Raw genomic sequence first — 15,383 nt, forward strand, 5'->3', positions numbered from 1 at the left:
CGTCTGCTGGAGTCGAGCGGCGGTCGACTTCGCCACACAGGTAGATGTCGGCGGATTGGAGATCGACGACCCGCGCGCCGACGCCGTGTTTCATGCGATCCACCAACGGCTACCAGTTCGCCGGGAGCAAGGCGGCCGCTTAATCGAGGAAAGCGAGGACGATGTCCTTCGCGCCTTTACACGGCCGATCACTTCAAATGAACCGATTTTGCTCTTCATTAAGGGCGAGAAGGGCACGGGGAAAAGCCATCTCGTGAGGTGGCTCAAGACCCGTCTAGGAGCACGCCCGACGTGGCACGTCGTTTACATCGAGAAGCGCAACACTTCGCTTCAGCGAGTAACCGAAAAGATACTTGCAGGAATTGACACGCCTAAGGCGAGACAACTCCGCGAGGAACTCGCGCGGGCGTCGTCGGATATCGCGAGCGCCGAAGAAGCGGTTAGCGCCCTGTTGGCCAGGCTGGACCACCTAATTGAATTCGACCCAGCCAGTGAAGTCCGTGGCCTACCGGGCGTGTCCGCCGCCGAACTCACTGACCTACGTCGTAAGACGCATCGACTGCTTGGTGACTACACCTTTCGGAACGTCCTAAGCAGACACAACGGTCCCGTACACCGAATTGTCCGCCTTGCTCGTGGGGGGGCAAAGCCATCAGAGGATATCGATGAAGCCGACCTCCATCTGACGGAGGCCGATCTACGGGTTGACCCGTCTGTCTTCGACGACCTAGGGCCAGAGCTCCAACATCTCGTAGGCGCCCTAGTGTCGAACCAACATCTGCGCTCTGATGTTGCTGCCCTATGCGACTGGTACCTGCCACGCGCAAAGGCTGAGGTGTTCATGGGGCAAGGCACTGATTTGCTCAGCGTCTTCGAGAACGTGCGAGAGGAGATCGCTGCCCGCGGTCAGGAACTCTGCCTGCTAATCGAGGACCTAGTGCTCCTGCATGGCATCGACAAGCAACTGGCGCAGGCACTCACGATTCCTGCCTCTGCCCGGCTGTGTAAACTCCGCGCTGCAATTGCCGTGACGTCCGGGTACCTTAACTCCCTGGACACCTTCACCGACCGAGGAGTGCAGTTCACTCTCGACATCAGCCTCAAGACCATTGGCCAAACGGGCCTGCGCGACTTCGTCGGCCGCTATCTCAATGCAGGACGTATGCCCAATGCGACGCTCGGTGGAGTGGCGTTGGGCAGCCAAGACTCCGACATTGCGAACGCCTGCCTATCGTGCGAAGATCGACCCCGATGCCATGCAACCTTTGGCGCGTCAGAGGACGGCTATGGTTTCTACCCCTTCAACGGCGCTGCCGTCGACAGATTGGTCGAACTGGCCAGTCCCGGCGGTTTCCAACCCAGGGAGATCCTCCGTGAGGTCATCCGGGGCCCACTGGAGACAGCCGAAGACGAGTTGCCGTCAGGCGGACTATTCCCATCTAGCCACTTCGCTCGGTCCCTGGACGACGTGCGGCAAGCAGTTCCTCCAAGTATGCGGGCGGCTATTCGGCGGAGTAATCACGCGAGCCCTGATATCGAATTGAGCCTGCGCGCCTTCTATGCTCAGTCTCCACCAAATGTCGATCCGGCACTCGAAGCCATCGCGACATATTTCGGCTCCCAACTGAGCTCTGGAATAGCCGGCGACCAGGATGAGCCGGAGGAAGCGGGCGCTCCGCCGCGCAAACCGCAACGGCAAGCAGCAACCGAGATCGACCAGTGGGCCAACGGTGTCGGATTGCTTACTTCCCCTCTCGCAAACCGCATCCGGAGATGGATTTGCGAGGCAGTGATCACCCGTCTGCAGAACGGCCCGTACGGAGTCGTAATCACCAGGACCAAGGGCTCCAGGTCTGCATGGTTGATCGGGTCCCACACGCTGCGCTTGAGTGACGTAGATATCGAACGGGCGCAAGGCGGAGGAGCGGTTGAAAGCCCGATCCCGTTCCGGATAGACGCCAACGACGACAACGCTGTCCTCATCCAGGGAATCCTTGCGGCCGCCGATGGACACAGCCTGGATTCTGTGGACCAGGGACGGTGGTTCTTCGACCTCCAGACGAGAATCAGCGACTACGCGAGCAAACTCGCCCAACTCGCGACAACCGACGCTGCGGCCTTGCCCGCCGCCGTGCAGGCACTCGAAGTGCTGCGCTACGCGGCCACAGACCCAGGCCAGACGGTCTCCACCGCTCTGTCAGCGATGCTAATGCCGGTATCGCCGCGAGGGCAGAACCCGGCCGTAGCGAAGTTCCTTCAGGAAGTTCGGTCAGTTCGTGAGGACGCCCTCGCAATCGTCCGGGCTCACGCCACAGCAGCCAAGGGAGCTGGAAAGCCATCATTGCTCGACGTAGGCCCGGTTCTGCGGCATATCGAGTCGCACCTGAAAGCGCGGTCAGTTGAAAGCGAAACCGCCTGTGACGACGGTACTAGCCAACTGCTGAGACAACTTCAGACTCGGCAGTCACGAGCGGCAGAGCAAGTGTGGAACGACGTAGCTCGAAGCGTTCGTGACGTAGGGAGATTTCTTGACCCCACTGAGGATCTGGGTGCAACGTTCAAGGTCGTCGATCGTCTCGTCAGAGAATGCCAACCCCGGGGTCGGTTGCCGCGTGCCGACTCGCAAGAGTTGTACGAAGGGGCCCGAAACCGTGTCGGTACGGAAGCCATGGAGACTTACCGACGTCTCAGCAAGAAGATAGCTGACGGAATTGAACCCGGCGACCTCTGGGACGTCTTCGATGATCCCGTGCCACAACTGACCGCGTTGGGGCGCTTTGCGCATGTGACGAACGAACTTCTCTCGAACCTGGAGAAGAACCTGACGACCACGCGGACTACCGGGGCCGTAGACACAGACGCACTGATACGAGAACTCCGAGACCTAGCCACTCTCCTGGACCGGGCAAGTCAGGAAGTACAGTGATGCCCACACCAGAGTCTCTAGCCTCGCGGGCCGAGGGCCTACTCAACCGACTGGCACAAGTAGAAGCCCAGGAGGCTGATCAGCAGGCAAGGGTCGAGATCGAGAAAATCCAACTGCGCGCCAGCAGAGCGCGCGAGGATCTAGAAGGTGCGTTGCGTGTGATCCCAGTCCTCGCGGAGTCTGGGCTAACTCAGCCGGCAGTCCGCAAGGCGACATCAGCCGACCTTGGGAAGGCCCGGACAGCATTGCGGACGGCAGCGACCGCTATCGTTGGGGCACCTATCAACGATGTGGCCTCGCGAATTCGCTCACAGTCGGTTGGTAGCGCATTGGACACCGCTGACAAGTTCGCCCGCTTCCTCCTCGGGGACCTCAATCGATCCGTAGACATGAAGCGGTTGCAGATTCGACCGGACGGGATCGAGGATCCGATTTTCGTTTATCCTGGGGCCAGCGAGGCACTGGCAGCCAGGCTGCGATGGATCCAATCTCTATTGGGACGCAAAATCGAGAACCTCAGCCCAGACGACTTGGTACAGCGACTCCAGGACATCGTCAGCGGCGCCGCATCGTGGACGGCGGATCGACCGAAGCTGGAGCAGAGCCTAGAACGTCATCACCCGGAGGTCAGTGAGTTCCTGCGCCAGGCCGCGACCGATCAAGGCGCGCCCTGGCAACTCATCACACCTGCCGTCCGCGCTTGGTTGTCCGACCCAGAAAACACCGTAACCCTCAGGATCATGCTGCGATCATGACTACCCGTTCTGCTCTTCTTGCCGTGCTCGACGCCCTCGAGGAAGCCGACGCACGGAACATCGCCTGGGGACTCATCGACGAGTCATGGACACGAGACAGCCTCATCGAGTTCCTTCACGAACATTGCGACAGCCCTGATCCACAAGCCTGCGTCGACGAGCTACTGGCCGAGAACCTCTTGGTCCAGTTGCCTAGAGAATGGCCGGCCAGGTACCGGACTAGGATGTCCGAATCGGTGCGCCTTTTCGCCAGACTCCGTCAGTTGCTGCCTGGTAAGCCCTGGCAGTCCAGTAGCCGCCTGGTATCAGACTTCCGCTTCCTCCGCAGGCCCCGCGTCTTCCCCGAGAGAAACATTAAGCCCCCCGACGCCCTCAAGCAATTGCAGGGGCGTGAGATCCCTGTGCCCGTTCTCTCTCAAGTCGAGCGTGTCCTGGCTGGACGATCCCTATCTCGCTTCCAACTCAGCGCTACGGCTGAGATCTTCTCGGCGCTTCAGGCCAGGATAGATCGCGGGGTGGTGATCGGTGCGGGCACCGGAAGTGGCAAGACCCTTGCTTTCTACCTCCCTGCCCTGTCGCAACTGGCAGCGGATGCCACCGGCCCGCGCGTCATCGCGATCTATCCCCGGAACGAACTGCTGAAGGATCAACTGGCGACGGCGTTGCAGGAGGTACGTGCCCTCCGATCTTCTGGCAGTCGGCCCCTAACCATCGGTGCCTATTTCGGGCCCACGCCGTTCCGCAGCGACGGCGAACCAGACAGACGGGGCGGATGGCGGAAGAGAGGATCGTCTTGGATCTGCCCATTCCTGACCTGCCCAGGAACTAACGGCGACTCTAGCTGCGGCGGGGCGCTTGTTTGGGTACGCCCTTCAGGCCGCCGCACCAGTCAAGTGGACTGGGGGCATCTAGAGTGCCAGAGCTGCGGGGGACAGGTAACAGCGGACGAGTTTCGACTGACTCGCACTGCCATGCAGGACCGGGTACCCGACATCCTGTTTACGACCACAGAGATGCTGAACCAACAACTAAGCGATGGGTGGTCGAGGCATGTCTTCGGAGTAGGGCGGGGCCGTGCGCCTGATCTCGTCCTGCTCGACGAGATCCACACCTACTCGGGCACGAGCGGCGCCCAGGTTGCCTATCTGCTTCGGCGCTGGCGCAAACTGATGGGACGCCCAGTCACTTGGGTAGGCTTGAGTGCGACGCTGGCAAACGCAGCGACATTCTTCTCTGATCTGTGCGGCCTTTCACCTGAATCTGTGGCGGATATTCGTCCTGATCCAGACGACATGAAACGCAAGGGAAGCGAGTATCAACTCCTCCTCCGTGGGGATCCTGCCTCCCAAGCCGCTCTGCTCTCGACCTCCATCCAGAGCCTCATGCTGCTCCGGCGAATCCTGGACGAGAACGGAGCCGGCCCTGGCGGGACCTATGGGACGCGGGTTTTCGCATTCCTCGAGAACCTTGATCTGGTCAACCGACTTTACCGGCAGGTGCTCAGTGCGGAGGGCCGGGATCCCTTCGGGAATCCCGAGCCGGGAGGACATGTCCTCGCAGGGCTTCGCATCCCGGATGACGCTGCTCGCTACGCTGGGATCGGTGACGAGTCAGAATGGGATCGCGAAGGCCAGTACTGGTGGCTCCCAGAGAAGTTGGGCTTCGAGACGCGCTCTCTGCAAATATCCCGGACATCGTCACAGGATACTGGCGTCGACCACTCCACTGACATCGTCATTGCGACCTCATCGCTGGAAGTGGGATATGACGACCCACGAGTGGGAGCGATTCTTCAACACAAGGCACCGCGTGACATTGCACAGTTCCTGCAACGTCGCGGCCGGGCCGGAAGAGTGCAGCACCAACGTCCCTGGACCATAGTCGTGCTCTCGGACTATGGACGCGACCGACTGGCCTTTCAGTCCTATGAGACAATCATTGACCCAACGGTCCCGGCCAAGAGTCTGCCGCTGGGTAATCAATCTGTGCGCAAGATGCAAGCCGCAATGTGTCTCATTGACTGGATCGCCGTCCGACTTGGCGTTGATGGATCTCAACGCTGGTCCGTACGCAGGATCCTCTCAAGACCTAGCGAAAAATCTGTTCAGGTAGAGGCATGCCAACAACTCCTAGGCGACGTGCTCGACGGTGGCGCTGCTCAACAGGACCTGTTTGATTTCGTTCAGTCAAGCCTAGGCCTGAGCCGCGAGGAGACGCAGAGTGTCTGCTGGGAGCACCCTCGCTCGCTCATGCTCGAAGTCGTGGCAACCGCTTATCGCCGACTGCGCAGCGACTGGTCCACTGTACAATCGCGAGAGGTAGTCCCAGGCACTGACATCATCGCGCGACAGCCACTGCCAGAATTCATTCCGTCAACACTGTTCAGTGACCTCGCACTTCCGGAAGTGGAAATTTCCCCACCCGCTAATTACGACCCGGCGGCCGAAACGTCCATGCCGGCCGGAATGGCGCTCAGCGAAATCGCTCCAGGTAAGGTGACTCTTCGCTGGGCCGTACAGAAGGTACGGGGCCTGTGGATCGAGGCACCTGCATCCGGCGTACTCGATCTCGACGCCGGACTGGCTCCGGACGGCGAAGTGATCACCCACGTGCCGACGCCGGATGGCCCTGTTCCAGTCGTCCGACCCGTCACTATCCGCCCGACTGTACCGCCGCCCAATGTCCAGCCAAGCTCGAACGGTTGGCTCAGGTGGCGCTTCGCCATCGACGCGGATAATGAGGGGACTCCACTACCCCGTCCGAGAAGCGGCCCTCTCGGTCAGTTAATCCCGAAGGTCACAGCGTTCCTAAATGCTGATCGCGGTCCCCTACGGACATGGCGTTTCGCGCTGGAGAGTACGGCCGAAACCGTGATGCCGAGAACTCGGAAGCGCCAAGAGCTTACATTCACACGGCAGGGGAGCCGCGCTGCAGTCGGCTTCGGCAGCACCATCGACGCGCTCCTTGTCACCGTGGCTGTGCCGGACTCGATCGCTGCCTTTAGGCTAGAGACCGATCCCGGCAGGCTTCGCCAACTGCGAACAGACCGGTTCGCGGACCTCACCCGTCATGGTCTTGAACAAAGCGGCCTTGGGCCATTTACCGCCTCATGGGTCACAGAAGTGGTCCTATCCGTGGCGGCCGACGCCGCGCTTCGCGGAGACGGCATTGCTAGCCTGCTCGGCCTCGCACCCCAGCAGTGGCAGGCACTGGCAGGAACCGTAGTAGACGGCGTCCTTCTCGCCACGAAACATACCGAAGTCGACGAAACTCCCCTTCGGGAAACAGTTCTTGACGCGCTTCAAAACCCGGGCACAATCCAAGTTCTCGAAGAGACACTCCAGGTCCTCAGCCAGGATCCCGATCAGACATGGCTACCATGGATCCGGGCCCGGTTCATACACACCCTGGCCGCTGCCTGGCAGGCCGCAGTACAGCAAATCTGCCCGGACTTCAACGTAGACACCGATGGCTTGGTAGATGTCCTCGACGAGGGAGGGCCACACGCTCGCATCGTCATGTCTGATGCCGTTCCGGGCGGCGGTGGGCTGGTCGAGGCCCTGACTCGCCGCATAGCGGACGATCCGCGGAGGTTTGACTCCCTCGTCGCAGCAGCCGTAGAACCCTCCGACTCAGAGGAGGTTGACCCGTCATTGCGCCGAGTCCTGGAGTTGCTGTCGACCAGCGCTCGGGTCATCGACGCGGCGCAACACTTTCGGACCGGAGTAGCAGACAGGCTGGAGGCGTGGCGGACCCTCATCGCCTGCCTTACCGATGAGGGGGTCCCTCAAACGCATGCGAATCTCACCGCGCTGTCAACACGCATATTCCGGCCGGGATCAGGCGCTGAGAGCGACAATCTTCTCCGCCTGGCTCTGGACCGCTGGGACGACATCGACATGCGCGCTGGGTTCGCGATAGACCACCGCGCCATATGCGCGTTCCTCGCACAAGATGATCAGCTGCTCGATAGGCTTAGGCGCATAGCGACGCCCACAAACCAAGCAGCTCCAGAGACCAGAGCGCAGACGGTCCTCCTCAGCCTGCTATGGACGCGAGCATGTGCGCGGCGTCCAGAAACGCTGCGAGCAACCAATCGCTTCATGTCAAACCCGATCGCCACGGAAAGAACGCTGCTGAGAGATGTACTGCCCAGTCGTCCGATGGGTGTCGATATTGATGACGAAGAGTGGCGCGAAGCCTTGGCCTCCGCACTGCACGCCCACGGCGCCGCCCTACTTGTCAGCGATTCCGGAAGGACACCGGCACTAGCACGGGCGCTACGCGAACTGATGGTTGACCCGCTAGAAGTTGGCTGGCTACACGTATATCCCCAATTGGAAGGAATCCTTAGGGAAGGTGGTCGGTATGCAGTATCTGTGTCGCTTCGGGAGGCACCACAATGAGCACGCGACTCATCCACAGGTCGGCGGCCTCGCCAAGTCGAGACCTCACGGACTGCCTTGAAGGTTTGTTCCTCTCCGAGTTGCTAAACCCGGGCAAACGTCTGCTCGTCGTGTCGCCTTGGATGTCGGACTTCCCAGCGCTGAACAATCGAGGCGGCAAATTCACTTCGCTGAATGCATCCTGGACAGCAACGTTCGTGCCATTTTCCAGCATACTCAGGGCAATGCTGCAGTTCGGAACCTTCGTCCGGATCGCCTGCGGCCCCGGCGATCGTGAAACGGCACTCCTGTCACGCGTCGAACAAGCCGCATCACTAGATGGGACGACTGACCGTCTCTCGCTCACTCGACTGCCACGTGAGCATCGCGTTTTCAGTCACGAAAAAGCACTGATAGGTGATACTTGGGCAGTCTATGGATCAATGAACCTAACATACAGCGGAGTTACCATGAATGGGGAACTCATCACGGTCACGACAGATGAAGCACGAGTCGCTGCGGCCGCCACCGAGCTACTTGGCCTATTCAAGTGAACCCCGCCCTCCCCAATGCGACATGGGCCAAGTTTGTCGCAACATTCTTTTCGCCACCCAACGAAATCTCAGCCACCGGCAATGAGGCTGTCGAGAGAATCGTGGCCCAAGCTGAAGCCTCATGGCTAGCCAGTCCTGCATCTCCCATTGTTCTCCCGGTCCATGCATCCAGTTGGACATACTGGTATGTAATCTGTTCTGACCAGGATCAACGACTATGGGTCCGCGACCTGATCCAGGCTTACGTAGGATCGTGGACCGACTTTTCCGGACAGCCTGTCCCACGGGATTCCGATTTACCACTGGATCAGGCAGTCCGGACCCTGACCGGCCCGCAAGGTCTTTCATACCGCCTTCTGATTCCGAGGGATAGTAATGCAGAGGCCAGAGTCCGCCAAAGCCTAGCCCGAATGACTCGGTCACTTACCGTACGCCCCTATCGAAGGATCAGTCTGGCATTGCCACTGGGACGACTCATTGGCGACTTTTCAGACTCCTGCGCTTCGGGATCGGAAGCCAGGACTGAAGAAATTCTGAATCTCTTGGAGAAGGATCACCGGCTTTCTAGAGCAAACAAACTCTTCCTACGGCTACAGTATCTTGCGACCTTCGAGCAGTGGGATCTCCTGAAGCAGTTCGATGAGCTCCCGGACCTGATCCGGCTTGACCGGCCTATCTTGGCATCGGATGCACTGGCCCGCCTCGCTATGGCCCGCCTTCCCGATACGGCTGACATCGCAGAATTTGTGCAGGCGACGTCAGCATTCGGATGCCTGCTGGGATCGGCAACAATGATCAGGTCAGCGGCCGGGGCGCAATACTACGCGTACTGGGCGCTGTCATCCGGCGAGCCTGCAGAAGTCGTCGCAGCGCGCCTCCACGAATCGGGCTGGCTCGAGCAAGCCAACGGCAGGAGTGGCCTTGCGGCCCTACTGTCCTTGCCAGACACAGTCGACCGAGCACCCACCGGGGAACCGGACCTAGCAGAGTTGCAGTTAGCTCTCGACGGTGGGCGTCTCGACGCCGCAATCGACGTCCTTGCGCTGGTCCCGCCCTCCGCTACCTATCTTCCGGTTCTCCTCGAACTCGTTACGAAGACTCTCAGCAACCGCTCGATACAACTCCTCCAGCGCTGGCGGGAGCGACTCGGCGAGTCTGAGATCCAAGACATACTGTCCGGCCCGCTCACAACAAGCGGGCACCAAGTCGCTATCGCTGCCGAGCCGCTAGGGGTGGCGCTCAAGGCCGCGTTCGCTGACAGCATTGGCGCGGCTGAACGCGCCCGGACGACTGCGGAACTGCGAGCCCAGGCGGTCCCCCGCCTGATGCAGGCTGGAGTGCTCGGTGAAGTTGTCGATGTGGCTCGGCCGCTCAGCAGGTCAGTAGACTCTTCTCTTCTTCCAGACCTCATCGAACTGCTGCTCGACATGGAACGTGACCTCTTCTTGGCGACCAATGACGTGGTCGGAATCCAAGACCTGCGGTTGACCATTGTCGAGGCCTGGGCCTTGGGAGACGAGTCCGGCGATCGCCATCGAGCCAACCGGCTGCTCGATCTCGTCGGCCGAACTCTCACCACGGGTGTGTCCCCAGCGATCTTCGATGAACTGGTAGAGAGCCTCCGTGCCGGCTGGACACCGTTCCTGACCGACGCCAACTTGTCCCTCGGCCTCGAGGCGATCGAAATGCTTGTCGCAGCTCGGCCCGACACAGCGATGGCTCTCCAGACGTTTGCCACGCAGATTTTGAGCCGGATCGGCCCACACAACGCACGCCGGATCGACGCCATATTGCTTGAAACAGCCCGAATGCTCGCCTCAGACTTCGAGCTGGAACTGGCGATTCCGTCAAAGCCAATAGGCCAGACGCCAAATACCGCCGTTCAGGTCAGCCCACCCGACGGCAGTTTCGTGGCAATTTATTCTCTCGTGGAATCTGCCGCGAACAGGGCAGCAGCAATTGTGCGACATTGGTACCCTGACATCCACGTCGAAACCTTCGCCGATACTGTGGCAAGTGCAGCACTAAGAAACGCTGCAAAGCAAGCAGACATTTTGGTGATCGCAGATAGAGCGGCAACGCACTCCGCGACAGATGCACTCAAGAAGGCGCGCGGCCGCAAGCCAATTCATTACGCGCTCGGCAAGGGCTCGGCGTCTCTAGTAGAGGCGGTCCTCACAGGTTTCGACGCAATCTTTGGTGGAACTCCGAGCATCGAGGAGCCATAGTCAGGGCACCTAAACCATCGAACCGCTTCCCATATTCAAATCGATGCGGGCAGGATGGCTGACCCGCTCCTTGCCGGCCTGCCCGCATCGGTTGTCGACAGCCTGAGCGATTCCGGGATCTTTGTCGAAGGCCCTCTCTGTCCCAAGAAGCTCGAAGAGCGCCTCGCATGGTTGGACGCTGTGAACCGCTCCCATGCCAGTCGTGCTGGCCGTGGACACGTACAGTCCATCGGACTGCTGGACGGCCTAGGCCGCTGGCGGAAAGGCCCGGGATGGGTGCGCGTCCACAGTTCACCGGAGGGCCATGCAGGCGCTGAAGAGGGCCGACTGCATCGAAACACGCCGAACACGACGGCAGCAGGAAACTGGCCGCCCAAGGAGCCAACGCGGACGTCTTCGTTGTAGTAACGGCGTCAGCCATGCACGCAGCTACCGATTTCATCAACGACAAACGAGGTGGGCGACCGATGGTATTCGTCAATTCTCGCAGATCGTCAGCCATCTTGCGCGAACTCGCCGAAGGATAGGCAAGAAGCGCTAGTTAGGCGCTTGAGGAGCGTTGATTATCAACGCCTCCTCAAGCAGTAGCTAGATATCTTCCGGCTCAACCATCAAGCTGCTCAAAAGAGGGCTTCCTGGTTGATCAGGTACAACAAACCATCCGTGAGCAAGCGAACGTCGTTTGGTGTGTTCTGGAAACTGTTCCACTTCCGAGCCTCACCTGCACCGAACTTCCACGAACCACCCGTCCAAGCAGCGCCCGCCCCAATTCGTTTCAGCGCGTCGTTGACCGCACCAGGGATCTCCTGCGGAGGCATGTCCTCCGTTAGATGATCCATGATGAACCCCATGGCCTGAATCCCAACGCCATGGGTGAGCCGCGAGAGTCTCGGCGGTAGGGGCCACGCCTCGGGAAACGTCTCCCGCACCAAGCCCCAGTAGGTGTTGAGGTGGGCAAGCATCTGATCAACGTCGCCGGCACCGTCCCGAGGGTCACGATACTGATAGAGAGCACCCTGATACAGGCTGTGCTCAATCATTCGAAGGATACTGTTGTCCTTGATGTAGCCATCGGGGGATGTGGGCGTGGCGATTGCTCGGTAGAACGGCCCGTTGAACGTCCCATTGAGGCGCGTCATCAGAGCAGCAGGTAGCTGGCGGCGAGCGTAAGTCGGCGGAAGGTGAGTGTTCGTGTCCGGCAGGAGCTCGTGGATCAGCCCCTTGGGCAGGGGCTTGGTGTTGTTGACGAGGATGAACTGTGCTCGCTGCTCGGCATCGTTGTCTGCGATGAAGCCGACCGCTGCTACGGGAAACTCTCCGATGTCAGCATCCCGGATGGCCGCACTGCGCTGCTGACCGTCGACCACCCATGCCGGCTTCTCGTCATCGTCTAGCGTCTCGTCCAGGGGAACAACCAACTCCCCCGGCACCGAGTAGCCGACTTCGTGACGCTTAACCGCCGGTTCGAAGTGAACCCGGTTGTCGAAAGCGAGCACGACCGCGTTCGGCAGCATGGGGTTCTCGGACTCGAGATAGCGCTGGATGGCTCGGATATGGCTCGCGACCTCGGGCCGTTGGTATCCCTGGAGTTGGTCCTTCGCATCGCGACGTATGCGGGAGACGGCCGCGAACTCATGCAGCCTCTTGCCGTCGACGGCGAAGCAATATATACGGCGCGATCCCTGCCGGACCTCCAACGCGGGGAGACGAAGGATCTGGCGGTCGGCCATCAGTTCTCCTGTCCAAGGGGGTGCTTGATGTGGTGCATCTTAGTGGCGAACACCGACAAGTTATGGAACCCGCGCCTCTTGTTGCGTTCAGATCCGCGGAAGATTGCTATTTCGATACCATGCTCCGCACAGATTGTGCATTTGCACGACTTCCAAGCCTGATCTTCGAGCGTTACCCGATAAGCGGGAACCTTACTCTTCTTCGTTTCTGGCTCAACCACTTGCTCGTACTCTCCGAGGATCTCGATTACTCTGTCCACGGTTTCGGAGCCTTGATCGTACGCACGCAGACGCTTCATGCATTCCCGCTCGGCCGACTTGGCCTTCGCTTGCGATACCTCGCCTGCTAGCACCCGACGTTTGAGAGCAGGGTTACCATCGACCTGCGGAACACGAATAGCGATATATGCCGCGGCCTGCGTGTGGTAGTTATTGCGATCGTCCATGAACGCCTGCCGGAACGGCGAGGTACTGTCGAAACTGGTGACGCCGTGGAGTGCAAACTCTTCCATCGATGCCACCCGGGTGATCCCCAGGAGGTGCAACTCTGTGACGGCCAGACGCAGTTGATCGATTTCTTTCAGGCAAGCAAGAATGTCTGCCGTCTTCAGAGGAACCATGCCTCCGAGGGCGATACGCTTATAGCCCATGTCTTGAAGACGTCGAACGCTGTCGGCATAGCTTGCCGGACTCCATCCCTGAGCAGCACCGACGGGCTCGATCTTATTTCCCCTGCGTTCAACGGCCTCGTAGAAGTCGGCAGCATACTGGAGCGAGATCTCGCGACGTTTCTTCCACGCCGGATTCGCTTCATCTTCGGAGACTTTCGAGTCATATCCGAAGATCACATGGTCGACGCTGATCCCGGCGTTAAATCCGCAGCGTTCATAGAAGTCGAGGACCTCGTCGATGGTGTACGGAGGGATCTCCTCGTCGACATAGTTGAAGGCGCCACAGTCCCCCAGCGTCACGATGTTCGCAGGAAGTCTGAAATATCGTGAAACACCGAGCCGATAAAGCCGCTCTCGCTGCGGCATCGAGTATTTCCCCGCTCCTTTTACAGAGCCGTCTACAATTGCCTTGCTGACAAGAAGGCCATCGTAAGGCAAGGGTTGGAGGATCTCGTGCGCATACTTGTCATCGCGCTGCCGAACGCGATACGGCGAGTGCTCTTCGGTGACGAAGTTGAATGTCGGACTAACCTGATCTTGACTGTCCGGGAAATAGAACTTCATGCGAGCCCCCTGCGTGCGGTCTGATAGGCGCGGATAAGATAGTTGGAGAGTTCGTGAACGTGTTTGCTAACGTTCTCGATCTCGTTCCAGCGGTGCCCTATCTCTTCCCAGGTTCCTGAGGTCCATCTGCAGTGCGGGGCGATGAGTTCCAGATGCTTTCTGACCGTTTCAGGTGCGTCGCTTCGCGTTGGGTCGACGATGCCCAGAATGCGGTCCATGAGGCGGCCCATTGCCCGTATGCCGGCGCCGTGCATGAGACGGCTTTTTTCCGGGGGCTTACCCCAAGCATCCGGAAAGGTCTCTCGAACCGCTGTCCAGTAAGTGAAGAGCGCATGGATGATACCGTCGAAGTCGGTCTCTCCTCGGCCGATGTCGCGGTAGGGGTAGAGGGCGCCGGAAGGGGACGTAAGGCTCTCCTGAATCATGTCCACGACTCCGGTGTCGGTAACCACTGCACCGGATTGCTTGGTTCCGATAGTGGAGGCACGCTTGATGAGGCCACAAAACGGCGAGTTCTTATCCGAATTCAGGATGTCACACAATTGCGACGGGGCCTTCCTGATGGCGAGCCGCGGTGGAAGCGGACTGTCGACCTCGGGAAGCAGCTCCGTCACAAGCCCACGAGGGAGTGGTTTGGTGTTGTTGATCCGCACGAACTGATCCCGTTGCAGGTTCACGGTGTCCGCGATGAAGGCGATGATCGGCATCGGAAAGTCCTGGCGGCGTGCCTGGGAGAGCGCCAATGCCCGCTGCTGGCCGTCGACGATCCACGCGGGCTTGGGCTTTCCCTCCTCAGGGAAGGGAACCACGAGTCTCCCCGTATCCGAGGCGCCGTCGTCTGGATGCCTGTTGCCCCCACGAGTCGACCTGAAATGCACCCGTGAGGACAGTGCCATGATGATCGGATTCGGAAAGATAGGCAGGTCGCTATCCAAGTATTGGACGATCTCTTGGATGTGCTTCTTCACCTGGGGACGCTGGTAGCCAATGAGCTTCCCTGCCTCGTCCCGGCTCACTCTCGAGATGTCCGCGAACTCAAGCACCTGATCCGCACGGAGCATGAAAACGAATAGCGGATAGTCCCTCACTTGGATGATCCGGAGGGCGCGCACTTCGATCGTCTCTGGCCTCGGCGGTGTCGTCATTGCCATCCACCTGCCGATGCGCGCTGTTCTTCGAGAAATAGGTGCCTGAAGCGGGCTTGCTCACAGGATAGGCCTGAATTTCGCAGTTCGCGCAGTAGAGGCGTTGCCGATGTGGGCCCATATTTCAATCGCTTCCGGATGAAGGCGCGGACTTCTTCGTCTGTCATCCGGATTCCGGGTGGCCTTTGAGGGACCTGGGGGGCCGCTTCGAGGGCGTCGCTCATGAGCTTGGTCAGTAGCGGGCGCTGCACAGCGTCTCCACGCAGACGTGATTCCTTGAGTACGTGCATCGCTGCGCGGGCGTTCAGTGACAGGAGGCTCCCTCCGACGACGGACCTGAGGTCTGCGCTGACAGGGACCACCAGATCATCGATCTCTGCACAGCGTCCCGCTGGCCCGATGACGGAGAGGGTATCGCTGTTAGA

Annotated in this window: 8 protein-coding genes; 5 read left to right on the plus strand and 3 right to left on the minus strand. The window is 59.9% G+C overall.

The annotated features are described in order from the left end of the window. Positions 1 to 55: 55 nt before the first annotated feature. From ACIBHX_RS45515 to dpdD, 5 genes are read left to right on the plus strand one after another with little or no spacing between them, the layout of a single operon-like run. A complete protein-coding gene (locus ACIBHX_RS45515; protein ID WP_397074374.1) occupies positions 56 to 2,926 on the plus strand; it encodes a hypothetical protein in 2,871 nt (956 codons plus the stop codon). Then, positions 2,926 to 3,681 (plus strand): hypothetical protein, encoded by a 756-nt coding sequence (locus ACIBHX_RS45520; protein ID WP_397074375.1) that lies wholly within the window; start codon positions 2,926 to 2,928, stop codon positions 3,679 to 3,681. Before ACIBHX_RS45515 ends, ACIBHX_RS45520 begins: the two co-directional genes overlap by 1 nt. After that, positions 3,678 to 8,087, plus strand: coding sequence for a protein DpdJ (dpdJ, locus tag ACIBHX_RS45525; RefSeq protein WP_397074377.1), 4,410 nt, complete (start codon positions 3,678 to 3,680; stop codon positions 8,085 to 8,087). The genes ACIBHX_RS45520 and dpdJ overlap by 4 nt, the downstream gene beginning before the upstream one ends. Beyond that, entirely contained in the window at positions 8,084 to 8,620 is a 537-nt protein-coding gene (gene dpdK / locus ACIBHX_RS45530) for a phospholipase D-like domain-containing protein DpdK (RefSeq protein ID WP_397074379.1), read from the plus strand. Before dpdJ ends, dpdK begins: the two co-directional genes overlap by 4 nt. Next, positions 8,617 to 10,848: a protein DpdD gene (gene dpdD, locus ACIBHX_RS45535; protein ID WP_397074381.1), complete on the plus strand. Its 2,232-nt coding sequence runs from the start codon at positions 8,617 to 8,619 to the stop codon at positions 10,846 to 10,848. Before dpdK ends, dpdD begins: the two co-directional genes overlap by 4 nt. A 620-nt stretch (positions 10,849 to 11,468) precedes the next feature. On the opposite strand, the gene dbpB (ACIBHX_RS45540) is transcribed toward dpdD, so the two are convergent. Genes dbpB (ACIBHX_RS45540) through dbpB (ACIBHX_RS45550) form a run of 3 tightly spaced genes read right to left on the minus strand, consistent with a single transcriptional unit; the run spans position 11,469 to position 14,958 of the window. Next, positions 11,469 to 12,578, minus strand: a complete 1,110-nt coding sequence (dbpB, locus tag ACIBHX_RS45540; RefSeq protein WP_397074382.1) for a DGQHR domain-containing protein DpdB — start codon at positions 12,576 to 12,578, stop codon at positions 11,469 to 11,471. Then, positions 12,578 to 13,813 (minus strand): tRNA-guanine transglycosylase DpdA, encoded by a 1,236-nt coding sequence (gene dpdA / locus ACIBHX_RS45545; protein WP_397074384.1) that lies wholly within the window; start codon positions 13,811 to 13,813, stop codon positions 12,578 to 12,580. Before dpdA ends, dbpB (ACIBHX_RS45540) begins: the two co-directional genes overlap by 1 nt. Further along, positions 13,810 to 14,958, minus strand: a complete 1,149-nt coding sequence (dbpB, locus tag ACIBHX_RS45550) for a DGQHR domain-containing protein DpdB (protein ID WP_397074385.1) — start codon at positions 14,956 to 14,958, stop codon at positions 13,810 to 13,812. Before dbpB (ACIBHX_RS45550) ends, dpdA begins: the two co-directional genes overlap by 4 nt. Positions 14,959 to 15,383 lie beyond the last annotated feature (425 nt).

The sequence above is a fragment of the Nonomuraea sp. NPDC050536 genome (assembly GCF_044457685.1).
Lineage (GTDB): Bacteria > Actinomycetota > Actinomycetes > Streptosporangiales > Streptosporangiaceae > Nonomuraea.